Source organism: Bacillus sp. CHD6a, assembly GCF_001293645.1.
In the GTDB taxonomy this organism is placed as follows: Bacteria; Bacillota; Bacilli; order Bacillales; family Bacillaceae_I; genus Sutcliffiella_A.
On the sequence record NZ_LBMD01000035.1, the window covers coordinates 1 to 13410 of the forward strand.

The following is a 13410-nucleotide window of genomic DNA, read 5'->3' on the forward strand; positions in this document are numbered from 1 at the left end:
TCAACCCCAGTTACCCGAAAGCTTTTAACAAAAAGCCAAACCAAACACTTCATTTACCACAAGCACTCTTAAAAAAACTAAAACCATCCACACAAATCCCAAGCCCCCAACATAAACATATCTACAAGGACTATTACCCAGAGAGAGGGGCAAATCCATGAGAGATAAGCTGAGAGCACATATTCAAGACCGCCTCGATACTTACGTCTACAAAAGCAAGCAAACCAGCAGAACCATTATGAACGATGCTACGATAAACCAAAAACAAGAAACACATAAGCGTAGAGGAGCGGAAATAGTTAAGTGCAGTGCGACGGCAAGAATACATTCGATACATGAGGATGAACAACAGCGGGAGGCTAATGTTTTTTATGAGATTCACATTCGGTATTTGATAAAGCAAAAAGAAAATCTGTATCTTGAAGAAGAAGCAGATCAGCGTTATTCGGAATGGATTGACGGAGAACTGATACAAGACTTCTCCATTCAGGATGAGGGGGATCGTACTTCTCCTCGGTTCATTCCGCCACAAGAAGAGGATGAAATACAGCAGCCTCTCCGTTTTAAGTATAGTCGTATGGAAGCGGTAAGGTATGCAGAGCAATATTGGAACAGCTACAACCCACAGTTTAAGAAGTTTGAGGTAAATTGTACGAATTATATTTCGCAGTGTTTGTATGCTGGTGGAGCGCCGATGGTAGGGTATCCGAAGAAATCTGGCGGATGGTGGATGCGGAATAATGATTGGAGTTATACGTGGGCAGTGGCTCATGCACTCAGATGGTATTTACCAAGTGCAAAACAAGGACTGCAAGCAAAAGAAGTAAGCAATGTGTCGCAGCTTATGCCGGGTGATGTGATTTGCTATGATTTTGAGGGAGACGGCAGGTTTGATCATAATACAATTGTGGTGGCAAAAGATGAAAATGGAGAGCCTTTAGTAAATGCCAACACTTACAATTCAAGGATGAGGTATTGGAAATATGAAGATTCCACTGCGTACACCCCGAATATTAAATATAAATTTTTCCACGTCTTAGACCGTTAGTAGATACTTGATTCCGTACCGATAAAAAGGTATTGTTGTATAGGATGAAAGTGAAAGAAATATGAGGTGACGATTGTGGGATTACATGTGGTATTATATCAACCAGAGATTCCAGCTAATACGGGAAACATTGCTAGAACATGTGCAGCTACGAACACAACATTGCATTTGATCAGACCGCTTGGATTTTCGACGGACGATAAGATGTTGAAGCGTGCGGGGCTTGATTATTGGGAGTTTGTTAACGTAGTTTATTATGACTCGTTGGATGAGTTGTTTGAAAAAAATAAGGAAGCGGAATTCTTCTATATTACGAAGTTTGGCATGAAGCCGCATACTTCATTTGACTACAGCAATCTGGATAAAGATTACTTCTTTGTGTTTGGAAGAGAAACGACAGGGCTACCTAAAGATTTGATTCAGAGTAATTTGGATCAATGTTTGCGATTGCCGATGACAAAGAATGTAAGATCATTGAATTTGTCCAATACTGCAGCGATATTAATATATGAAGCATTGCGTCAGCAGGACTATCCGAATCTTTCAATAGAGTTTCCGGAAAGTTAAATAGAAGCCCACCACCTTTCAAGCAAAAGTTGAAAGGTGGTGGGCTTCTTTATTTTATATACGAATTACTTCTTACGTGTACCAGGGCGTTCGTTGTAGCCAGCAGTGAAAATTGCTGTAAGGAATGCAAGACATACGCCTAAGATTAAGAATCCAGATGTACCCATGTTAGGTTCCTCCTTATGTAGGTTTAGTTCATGTAAGCATACTATCTATATTATAGCCGAATGGACGAGTTATGTGAATGAAATCTGTGGATAATTTTTGACATTGTGTCTTAAACTGCATGTTACCTTCCGTCCCAGGTGTTCGCTTTCTTAGGGGGGCATGATACTCCTAACAACGCTTGAGGTGACTGAGAAAGTGTTTGATTTTTAAATATTGTTTTGACCCCGCTGTTTGTTGCTTTCCGCAAATGGCTTCGCTTTCCTAGGGGCGCTGGTGGAGCCTCCACGTAGCTGCGCCCAACGGGACTCCACCTACCGCTGCCTCCCTCCCAGAGTCTCACACTTTGCACGTCAGGCAACAGGGGATGTCTTACATTCATTTTTATGTAGGTACAAACTTTTAAAAAAAGCATGTTTCACTCCCACAGCGCATAGAGTATATTAATCACGCAATCACGACTCTTGAAGATGTAATAAAAGGGGAGGTCCTTATGGATATTTTACGTAAAATTGAAAAGTATCGGGAAGAAGAACAGAGGCTGAAGTGGGAAGGAACCTTCGGGCAGTACTTGGAGATTTTGAAACAAGAACCATGGGTAGCTCAATCCGCTCATTCACGGGTTTACAATATGATTAAAGATGCCGGGGTAGAAGAGATCAATGGGCAGAGGAAGTATAATTTCTTTAGCAATGCCCTTTTTGGTTTAGAAGAAGCGTTGGAGCGGTTGGTAGAGGAGTATTTCCATCCGGCTGCGAAAAGATTGGATGTCAGAAAGAGGATCTTGTTGTTAATGGGTCCTGTCAGTGGGGGGAAATCCACTCTGGTGACCATTTTAAAACGGGGACTAGAGCAATATACTCATACGGACAGAGGTGCAGTTTATGCGATTAAAGGCTGTCCGATGCATGAAGATCCGTTGCATTTAATTCCTCACCATCTAAGAGATGATTTTTACAATGAGTATGGTGTTAGGATTGAAGGAAATTTGTCGCCATTAAATATGATGAGGCTTGAAAAGGAATACGGGGGAAGAATTGAAGATGTGCTGGTAGAGCGTATTTTCCTTTCAGAAAATCAACGTGTGGGAATTGGTACATTCAGTCCATCTGATCCGAAATCACAAGATATTGCTGACTTAACTGGAAGCATCGACTTCTCCACCATTGCTGAATTCGGCTCTGAATCCGATCCACGCGCATATCGTTTTGATGGGGAATTGAACAAAGCGAATCGCGGGATGATGGAGTTCCAAGAGATGCTGAAATGTGATGAGAAATTCTTGTGGCATCTATTATCCTTAACGCAGGAAGGTAATTTCAAGGCAGGTCGATTTGCGTTAATCAGTGCGGATGAGTTGATTGTCGCTCATACGAATGAAACCGAGTATCGTTCTTTTATCTCCAATAAAAAGAATGAGGCCTTGCATTCGCGTATTATCGTGATGCCTGTTCCATATAACTTAAGGCTTTCGGAAGAAGAGAGAATTTATGAAAAGATGATCAATGAGAGTGATGTGGCGGATGTTCATATTGCACCACATACGCTTCGGGTAGCAGCGATGTTCACGATTCTCACCAGACTGAAAGAGGCAAAACGAGGCGATATCGATTTGGTGAAAAAGATGCGCCTGTATGATGGAGAATCTGTCGAGGGCTTCAACTCTGTGGATGTTCAGGAACTGAAGAAAGAGTATGCTGATGAAGGAATGAGCGGGATTGATCCTCGTTATGTAATTAACAGAATCTCTTCTACCATTATTCGCAAAGAAATACCGTCCATTAATGCGCTAGATGTTCTGCGTTCGTTAAAAGAAGGACTGGATCAGCATGCATCTATCTCTAATGAAGATAGAGAAAGATTCTTAAACTTTATATCTGTAGCGAGAAAAGAATACGATAACATTGCGAAGAAAGAAGTTCAGAAAGCATTTGTGTACTCGTATGAAGAGTCTGCGAAGACATTAATGGATAACTATCTTGATAATGTTGAGGCTTATTGTAATAAGGCGAAACTCAGAGATCCTCTCACTGGGGAGGAGATGAGCGCAGATGAGAAATTAATGCGTTCCATTGAGGAGCAAATCGGTATTTCTGAAAACGCGAAGAAGGCATTCCGTGAAGAGATCCTCATTAGAATATCTGCTTATGCACGCAAAGGGAAAAGGTTTGACTACAACTCTCATGAGCGCCTAAGAGAAGCCATTCAGAAGAAACTATTTGCTGACCTGAAAGATGTTGTGAAGATTACCACTTCATCCAAGACTCCTGATGAAACACAGCTGAAGAAAATAAATGAAGTGGTAGCCCGCTTGATTGATGAGCATGGATATAACTCCACGTCAGCAAACGATTTATTAAGATATGTCGGAAGTCTATTAAATAGATAACAAGTAAGCAGCGGAGCTCTTGTCCGCTGCTTTTTTCCGTTCATAGGTTTGTAAAGTGAAATTAAGGGGAATTTAATTGTAAGAGGTGATGATAATGAGTAAAGAACAAACTTATGAAAATACAATGGCACCTAATGAAAAAGAGATGGAAAAGCTGGCAAAGGAAATGGAGCAGCTAAAGGAAAATAAAACCGACAGAGAGCGCAGTCCTAAGCAGCATAAAAACAACATGGACAATGAAAAGGAATAAACATACCTTCCAGTAATCTTGGAAGGTTTTTTTGTTGTATAAAAGGAAATTGATCGTATAGTACGACCTTCTCACAGCATAAAATTATTATTACTAACAATTGATTATACGCTTGTCTAATTTATTGAAATGCGCGCCTAATTATCCAAATAATCTGTCAATTATTTGAGATAACTGCATAGGATAGAGTAACCAACCCTAATTGTCACGAAGGTTGGATTCATTAAATTTCACCAAGATATTTTATGAAAATAGTGATGAAAAGGTTCCTAGAAACGTAAAATGAATTAAATAGGGAGGGATATCGATGACAATGTCAGATGATACGAATTTTGTAGTGTCCAAAGAGGATTGGTCCCTCCATCGAAAAGGCCACGACGACCAAAAACGCCATCAGGAAAAGGTCCAGGAGGCTATCAAAAATAACTTACCAGATCTTATTACTGAAGAGAACATTGTAATGTCCAATGGCAGAGAGGTTGTTAAGATCCCAATTAGGTCTTTAGATGAGTACAGAATTCGTTATAACTATGACAAAAACAAGCATGTTGGCCAAGGAGATGGAGACAGTCAGGTAGGGGATGTTGTAGCCAGGGACGGGTCAGGTCAGCAGAAGGGTCCAGGTAAGGGGCAAGGAGCAGGAGATCAGGCCGGAGAGGACTATTATGAGGCGGAAGTGTCCTTAATGGATCTAGAAGCGGCACTTTTTAACCAATTGGAGCTGCCAAACCTGCAGCAAAAAGAGCGCGATGAAAATATCATCGAGCACTATGAATTTAATGATATTAGACGCACTGGTCTTATGGGGAATATAGATAAGAAACGCACGATGATGTCCGCTTATAAACGAAATGCGATGACAGGTACGGCCAGCTTCCATCCAATCTATCAGGAAGATCTCAAGTTTAAAACGTGGAATGAAGTGGTGAAGCCAGATTCTAAAGCAGTTGTATTAATGATGATGGACACGAGCGGATCAATGGGTATGTGGGAGAAATATATGGCACGTAGCTTTTTCTTCTGGATGACACGATTCCTTCGAACGAAATACGAGACAGTAGATATTGAATTTATCGCTCATCATACGGAGGCAAAAGTGGTAAGTGAGGAGGACTTCTTTTCAAAGGGAGAAAGTGGAGGTACGATTTGTTCATCAGCTTACCGGAAAGCATTGGAGCTTATCCATACGAAATACAATCCAACACGTTTCAACATTTATCCGTTCCATTTTTCAGATGGAGATAACTTGACATCAGATAATCAGCGTTGCGTAAAATTGGTGGCTGAGCTTATGAAGGTTTCTAATATGTTTGGATATGGGGAAGTAAACCAGTATAATAGGCATTCTACATTGATGTCCGCTTATAAGAATGTAAATGACGAGAAGTTCAGACATTACATTTTGAAACAAAAGCCGGATGTTTTTCATGCGATGAAAGAGTTCTTTAAGAAAGAGCAAAATAAAAAATTTGCTTAACTAAAACCAGCCAAGGGGCTGGTTTTTCTTGTGGAGTAAAAGGAGGAATAGTTGGTACGAAAAGCGAAGTATAAAAATAGAAAGTGACAGCTAAAGTTGGTAGGGGCGTTGATATGGTTGAGAATCTAGGACATGTTCTATATCATGTTTTAATAATCTTGTTTCCCATTTTGGTTTATTATCAGTTTCTAAACAAAGGTGGAATAGGATTAACAGGAAGAGTGAATTATCGTTTCCTAATGATTATGATATTTATGGTCATTTGTACGATGTCTTTTCCGATTGAGGTAACCGAAGGATCTTATTATGATCAAAAGTTGATACCTGTCATTTTGTCATTTTTATATGGTGGTTTGGTAACAGGGGCTGCAGTAATGGTGTCCATGCTTTATTATCTGTATATAATTGGGGACCACCATATTGTTGCAATGGTGTTAAATTACTTAATTTTAGCAGGGATTTTGATAACGTTTCGAAATAGATATACAAGTTTGAGCTTAAAAAAGAAGATTTCAATTATTTCCTTCTTATTTTTACTCATTACAGCAACAAGAGCAATCAGGTTAATTTATCTGAATGAAGAAAACGAGGTTTTTCTAAATGTACTGGTTTCTTTTATTACTTGGGTCTCTTTAGTAACAGCTATTATGATTATTGAAAATTTAAATATGCAGATGCAATTGCAACATGAATTGCAACGTTCAGAGAAATTAAAAGTAGTGAGTGAGCTTGCAGCGTCAGTTGCACATGAAGTCAGAAATCCTATGACATCAACACGAGGATTCCTGCAGTTGATGAGTCAAGATGATAATCTAAACAGTTCTCAAAAAAGGTATATTGATATCTCTATTGAAGAGTTAGACAGGGCCCAGACGATTATTCAAGACTATCTATCACTCGCCAAACCAAATAAACAAGGGATGGACACGGTTAATGTATCTCAAGAATTAGAAAACGTAGTCCAGCTCATGGCCACTTATACTGCTCTTAATAACACGACTATTCGACATGAGATTGAAACAGAGTTGTACATAAAGGCAAATAAGGATGAAATGAAACAAGTCTTAATCAACTTGATAAAAAATGCGATTGAAGCTATAGATAAGGATGGAACGGTGACCGTTAAGGCTTCTAGCAAACGAGGAACAATTTTAATAGAGATTATCGATGACGGTGTGGGGATGACACTGCATCAGGTGAATAAATTAGGAACACCGTTCTATTCCACTAAAGACAAGGGAACCGGTATTGGTTTGACCATATCTTTTCAAATAATTGAGTTATTACAAGGGAAAATAGAAGTGCAAAGTGAGGTTGGGAAGGGAACTACATTTACTATTAAGCTACCGTCAGAAACTAGTGTAAACAGCTAGTTTCTTTTTTACGAGCAATACTATCACATAAAAAACCCCCAACTATCACTAGTCGGGGGTCATGTTTAATTAGTTAAGCTTTACACCGTGGAAGTAAGGAGTACCACTGAAGTCTACGAATAGACCGTTAGCACCGTTTGTTCCATAGTTGAAGTCAGGGTGTTGCAAGTAAACCATTGGAGCTTCGTCTACAAGAATCTCAGAGATCTCTTTGTAAGCTTCGTCACGTTTTGCTTGATCAGTCTCAGAACGAGCAAGGTCAAGTAACTCATCTACACGTTCGTTCTTATAGAAAGAACGGTTACCAGGAGCTCCGAATGCTGAAGAATGGAATAGAGCGTAAAGACCATAGTCAGCATCAGCTGTTACAGTAGTCCATCCAAGAATGAATAGTTCGTGTTCACCATTAGCAGTTGCATCAAGGAATGCACCCCACTCAATGATTTCAATGTTTACTTTGATGCCGATTTGGCTTAATTGATCTTGTACAAGTGTTGCGATTTGCTCACGCTCAGCGTTTGCAGAGTTTACATAAAGTGTTGTTTCAAAACCATCTTTAAATCCTGCATCTGCAAGTAATTGCTTAGCTGCTTCCACATCATATCCAAGTGGCTCAAGATCTTGGTAGTTACCAACAACTGTAGGAGCAAGTGGTCCAACAGCAGGTACACCTTGACCGTCTAAGATACCGTCAACGATATCTGTTTTGTTGATTGCCATAGATATAGCTTGACGAACTTCTTTGATATTGTAAGGCTCTTTATCCATATTGAAACCTAAGTAGTCCATACGAGTACCGCGAACGTTAGTTAATTCAATACCAGCGCCAGCCATACCTTCTACACGAGCAACGTCAGAAGCTCCGATTTGAGTAACGTTTGCTTCACCAGTTTCAAGCATTGCTACACGAGTAGATTGTTCAGGTACAACTACAAATTTAATGGAGTCAAGTGCTGGAGCACCATTCCAGTAGTCAGCGTTTTTCTTTAATGTGATTTCAGAACCACGGTTCCAGTTGTCAAATACGAAAGGACCTGTTCCAACTGGGTTTTCGTCAACTGTCTTACCGCCGCTTTTTTCTTCTTCAATTGCAGAAGGTGCGATAATAGATCCAGCGTTATGTGCTAAGTGAGCTGGTAGTGGAGCGAAAGGCTTATTCGTAACAATATGAACTGTGTGGTCGTCTTTTACGACAACTTCTTTGATCATATTAACTACTACTGCACGTGGAGATGCAGTTTCAGGATCTAAAATGCGGTCAAGTGTTAACTTAACAGCTTCTGCAGTAAAGTCAGATCCATCGTGGAATTTAACATCTGTACGTAATTTGAATTCCCAAGTAGTTTCATCAATAGCTTCAAAAGACTCAGCTAGAGAAGGTATTACAGTTCCGTCTGCTTCATATGCAGTTAAACGGTCGAAAATTTGCGTTGTTACGTTTGTTGTAGAAGTATCATTCATTCCGTGCGGATCAAGTGTTGGAGCGTCTGCACCAACTACGTATGATAATTCGCCGCCTTCTTGCCCTGCAACTTCTTCCCCGTCACCAGAACCACTGTTGTTTGTGGTTCCGCTGCTGTTGTTTCCGCCACTACATGCCGAAAGAACTAGCATAAGTGATAGCAGAAGCAAGAAAAACACATTCTTTTTTGCTTTCATGTAAAATTACCCCCCTGAAGAATTTGGTTGAAACATTTTTTGTAATCAATGGATAAGCCACGATTGATTTTTATAATAATCTAAAAACTGAAAATTCACAAGAGTTCTTTTGCAAGAAATTTTAATAATTTTATTATTTTTGTAATAATGTGGGGCTAGTAATCTATTAATATTACGTTATTGTTAATTTTTTCTTGTATATAATGAAGAATATTATCAAACTTTATTTCAATGATTCTCAAAATTAAGTATCATGAGACTCTTTAAAACTATTGTAATATTACAACATAATCGCTATTATAGAATCTAGTCAGTTGAAAATTTAGAATAATTAAGAATGTTACAAACAGATGAAGGGATGAGAAGAACCATGAGTCAACCACAACCTCAAACGACAACGGGTGTTCCGGTTAAAGTGGAAAGTGCAAAATCACTAAGATGGAAAACTTTCTACAAAAGAATGGCAAAAAATAAAGCCGCCATGGCAGGGGTTTTTATTATATTAGCTGTCGTAATACTCGGAACACTTGCCCCAGTACTAGCTACCCATGAACCAAATACAACGAATGTTATGGATAAGCTTCAAGGGCCATCTTCCGAACATTATTTAGGAACTGATGAATTAGGTAGAGATATCTTTAGTCGTCTACTGTATGGAACAAAAATTTCTCTAGGAATAGGATTCGTCTCAACAATACTTGGGGCGATAGTAGGAGTAACTTTAGGAATTGTTGCAGGCTATTATGGTAGATGGGTTGATAGTCTGATTATGAGAATTTGTGATGTATTACTTGCTTTTCCAGGAATTCTACTAGCCTTAGCTATAGTTAGTGTACTAGGAGCCAGCACGAGAAATGTAATTATTGCAGTAGCATTCTATGCGGTACCGTCTTTCGCTAGAATTGTTCGGGGATCTACATTGAGTGTGAAAAAACTTGAATATGTGGATGCAATAAAAGCGATGGGAGCAAAAGATGGAAGAATTATATTCCGTCATATCCTTCCAAATATTATGTCGCCAATTATTGTACAAGCAACTCTTTATATCGCGTCAGCCATTATTACGGCAAGTGCTTTATCCTTCCTAGGAATGGGAACAAAACCACCTACTCCTGAATGGGGAGCGATGCTAAGCCAAGGACGTGCTTATTTAACGCAAGCTCCGCATATTACGTTATTCCCTGGACTTGTCATATTGCTCGTTGTAATTGGATTTAACATGATGGGTGATGGACTACGAGATGCATTAGATCCAAAATCGAGAAAATAATGGAGAAGAAGGTGAATTAACATGTTGATTTTTATCATACGAAGACTTTTACAAACAATCCCGGTATTGTTTGGGGTGACATTAGCAGTTTTCATGATGGTGCACTTAATTCCCGGAGATGCCGCACAGATTATGGCAGGGGAACAAGCAAGTCCGGAACAAATAGAAGCAATGAGGGACAAGCTTGGCTTAAACGATCCTTACCATGTGCAGTATCTTAACTATATTAGTAATGCCGTACAAGGGGATCTTGGTACATCTGTACGAACAAACCGTGATGTTACTTCAGAGATATTTGCTGATAGAATATGGATAACTGTTGAACTTGCAATTTGGGGAACTATTCTTTCTGTGTTTCTTGGCCTAATTGCTGGTATTATTTCAGCAACGAGAAAATATTCCTTTGCAGACACTTCTATCATGATAGTTGCCTTGTTTGGAGTATCCATGCCAAACTTTTGGCTTGGAATAATGTTAATCTACTTATTCTCTGTAAACCTTGGCTGGTTACCTGTTGCAGGTTGGGGAAATGACTGGAAACAGATGATACTACCGATAATTACTTTAGGTACTGGTGGAGCAGCCATCATAGCAAGGATGACCCGTTCTAGTATGCTTGATGTTATCGATCAAGATTATATCCGGACCGCTTATGCAAAAGGGGTAAGTGATAAATATGTCATATATAAACATGCTTTAAGAAATGCATTAATCCCTGTAGTTACGGTAGTAGGGCTACAGTTTGGTACATTACTTGGTGGAGCGGTAATAACAGAGACGGTCTTTGCAATCAATGGAATAGGCCGTTTAATAATCAGTTCCATTACAATGAGAGATTTTCCAATGGTACAAGGAACCATTCTTGTTTGTACTTTGTTATTCGTGTTGGTCAACTTCCTTGTAGATATTACCTACCGAATTATTAACAAACGTATAGACCTTAACTAAAGGACGGTGAAAAAAATGACAACAGCTAAAAGCGATCACATATTAGAAGTAAAAGATTTAAGAACTTCCTTTTTTACTGATGAAGGAGAAGTAAAAGCAGTTGATGGTGTAGATTTTTCTATTGAAAAAGGAAAAACACTTGGAGTTGTAGGGGAGTCGGGATCTGGTAAAAGTATAACCTCTCTTTCTATCATGCGTCTTGGTGCCGGAAGTATTATCGGAGGTGAAATCGTATTTAAAGGTGAAAACCTTCTGGATAAATCGAAAAAAGAGATGATGAATCTTCGAGGAAATAATATCTCAATGATTTTCCAAGAACCTATGACTTCACTTAATCCGACATTAACCTGTGGAGAGCAGATTGCAGAATCTGTTCGCATTCACCAAAAGCTTGGACGCAAGGCTGCATGGGTGAAAGCGGTGGATATGCTCCGTCTAGTAGGTATCCCATCTCCGGAAAAGCGTGCGAAGCAATATCCATTTGAACTTTCAGGCGGTATGCGTCAACGTGTCATGATTGCAATTGCGCTAGCTTGTAACCCTGAATTGCTGATTGCCGATGAACCGACAACTGCTTTGGATGTAACCATTCAAGCGCAAATTCTTGATTTGATGAAAAAATTGCAAGATGAGCTTGGGACGTCGCTTATGTTAATTACTCATGACCTTGGTGTTGTAGCTGAAATGTGTGACAAGGTAGCGGTAATGTATTGCGGAAAAGTGGTTGAATATGCAGATGTTCAAACCATCTTCTCAAGCCCGAAACATCCTTACACGGTTGGTCTATTAAACTCTGTTCCAAAGCATGACCAGGATGTGGAAGGGGACCTGTCTGTTATTGATGGATCTGTGCCAAGTCCTTTCAACCTGCCACAGGGCTGCCGGTTCGCCCCTCGTTGTCCGCATGCGAAAGACATTTGTCACAGCAGTTTGCCGGACCTGAAGAAAACAGAAGATGGCGATCAGGTTCGCTGCTGGATTTATTCAGAGAAGTGGGAAGATGAGGAGGTTGCTGCTAGCCATGAGTAATCAAACATTATTAGAAGTAAAAAACCTTAAACAATACTTTCCTATTAAAGGTGGAATTTTTGGAAGAACGGTTAACCATGTCAAAGCAGTAGATGACATCAGTTTTTCCGTAAAGGAAGGGGAAACAGTAAGTATCGTTGGAGAATCCGGCTGTGGAAAGTCTACGACAGGTCGTGCAATCCTGCGTCTAGACAATCCATATTCAGGAGAAGTAAGTTTCCAAGGGGAAGATTTACTTGCTTTAAACAAATCTCAGATGAGAAAAAAACGTAAGGATCTGCAAATTATTTTCCAAGATCCATATGCTTCTTTAAATCCTCGTCAAACAGTAAGCCAAATTTTAGAGGAAGCATTAGAAATTCAAAATGTTGTTCCTCGTAAAGACCGTCGCAAAAAAATCGTTGAATTGCTTGAAACAGTAGGAATTGGTGCTCACCAGGTTGACCGTCACCCTCATGAATTCAGTGGTGGACAACGTCAGCGTATTGGGATAGCTCGGGCACTATCAGTGGACCCGAAGTTAATTGTATGTGATGAAGCAGTATCTGCATTGGATGTATCGATCCAAGCGCAGGTATTGAATCTGTTGAAAAGATTACAACGGGAGTATAATCTGACGTATCTGTTTATCTCCCATGACCTTGGGGTAGTACGTCACATTTCCGATAGAATCATCGTAATGTACTTAGGTAAAATTGTAGAAATCGCTGATAAGGATGCCCTTTTTGCAAATCCACAACATCCTTATACCAAAGCGTTATTATCTGCGATTCCAAGTACGGATCTTGGCAAGAAGAAAGAACGCATCATTCTAAAAGGTGATGTTCCTTCTCCAATTGATCCGCCTGCTGGATGCCGCTTTCATACACGTTGTCCTTATGCGTTCGATCGTTGCAGAACGGAAGAACCAAAGCTTCATGGGATTCCTGGTGTAAACCAACAATCTGCTTGCCACTTGGTGGAAGACGGAGCAGTTGATTTCTCACAATTGAAGGCGAATTATTAATAGTTTTTTGGAAGGGCCACTCTCAGCGTGTTGTTGAGGGTGGTTTTTTGTGTTTGTTTTTTATTGTATGACGACGTGCAAGAGTGAAAAAACATTGGACCGGTCGTCATAGGATGTGTATGACGACGGGCAAGAGTGAAAAAGCAGGTGACCGGTCGTCATAGGAGGCGTATGACGACGGGCAAGAGTGAAAAAGCAGGTGACCGGTCGTCATAGGAGGTGTATGACG

11 protein-coding genes are annotated in these 13410 nt (G+C 39.9%); 10 read left to right on the forward strand and 1 reads right to left on the reverse strand.

The features are described 5' to 3' along the window. Positions 1 to 157 precede the first annotated feature (157 nt). The 6 genes from AAV98_RS18400 (at position 158) to AAV98_RS18425 (ending at position 7269) form a co-directional block, all read left to right on the forward strand. Entirely contained in the window at positions 158 to 1048 is an 891-nt protein-coding gene (locus AAV98_RS18400; protein WP_060666973.1) for an amidase domain-containing protein, read from the forward strand. Positions 1049 to 1114: 66 nt separating this feature from the next. Then, positions 1115 to 1615 (forward strand): tRNA (uridine(34)/cytosine(34)/5-carboxymethylaminomethyluridine(34)-2'-O)-methyltransferase TrmL, encoded by a 501-nt coding sequence (trmL, locus tag AAV98_RS18405; protein WP_156317857.1) that lies wholly within the window; start codon positions 1115 to 1117, stop codon positions 1613 to 1615. A 658-nt stretch (positions 1616 to 2273) separates the two neighbouring features. After that, positions 2274 to 4169, forward strand: a complete 1896-nt coding sequence (locus AAV98_RS18415) for a PrkA family serine protein kinase (protein WP_060666976.1) — start codon at positions 2274 to 2276, stop codon at positions 4167 to 4169. 94 nt (positions 4170 to 4263) lie between these two features. Then, positions 4264 to 4419, forward strand: a complete 156-nt coding sequence (locus AAV98_RS20395) for a hypothetical protein (protein WP_156317858.1) — start codon at positions 4264 to 4266, stop codon at positions 4417 to 4419. A gap of 307 nt (positions 4420 to 4726) precedes the next feature. After that, a complete protein-coding gene (yhbH, locus tag AAV98_RS18420; protein ID WP_060666977.1) occupies positions 4727 to 5896 on the forward strand; it encodes a sporulation protein YhbH in 1170 nt (389 codons plus the stop codon). Between the two features lie 113 nt (positions 5897 to 6009). Further along, a complete protein-coding gene (locus AAV98_RS18425; protein WP_060666978.1) occupies positions 6010 to 7269 on the forward strand; it encodes an ATP-binding protein in 1260 nt (419 codons plus the stop codon). Positions 7270 to 7338: 69 nt separating this feature from the next. Here the strand turns inward: AAV98_RS18425 and AAV98_RS18430 are convergent, their stop codons facing one another. Then, the gene (locus AAV98_RS18430) at positions 7339 to 8928 is read right to left on the reverse strand and encodes a glutathione ABC transporter substrate-binding protein (RefSeq protein ID WP_060666979.1); all 1590 of its coding nucleotides are present in this window, start codon (positions 8926 to 8928) and stop codon (positions 7339 to 7341) included. Between the two features lie 370 nt (positions 8929 to 9298). Here AAV98_RS18430 and AAV98_RS18435 point away from each other — a divergent pair, with 370 nt between their 5' ends. From AAV98_RS18435 to AAV98_RS18450, 4 genes are read left to right on the forward strand one after another with little or no spacing between them, the layout of a single operon-like run. After that, entirely contained in the window at positions 9299 to 10198 is a 900-nt protein-coding gene (locus tag AAV98_RS18435; protein ID WP_060666980.1) for an ABC transporter permease, read from the forward strand. A gap of 21 nt (positions 10199 to 10219) precedes the next feature. Next, positions 10220 to 11146: an ABC transporter permease gene (locus AAV98_RS18440; RefSeq protein ID WP_060666981.1), complete on the forward strand. Its 927-nt coding sequence runs from the start codon at positions 10220 to 10222 to the stop codon at positions 11144 to 11146. A gap of 15 nt (positions 11147 to 11161) precedes the next feature. Continuing rightward, positions 11162 to 12175 carry an ABC transporter ATP-binding protein gene (locus AAV98_RS18445; RefSeq protein ID WP_060666982.1) on the forward strand — a complete coding sequence of 338 codons (1014 nt, stop codon included), beginning with the start codon at positions 11162 to 11164 and terminating at the stop codon, positions 12173 to 12175. Further along, positions 12168 to 13181, forward strand: coding sequence for an ABC transporter ATP-binding protein (locus AAV98_RS18450; protein ID WP_060666983.1), 1014 nt, complete (start codon positions 12168 to 12170; stop codon positions 13179 to 13181). Before AAV98_RS18445 ends, AAV98_RS18450 begins: the two co-directional genes overlap by 8 nt. Positions 13182 to 13410: the final 229 nt, after the last annotated feature.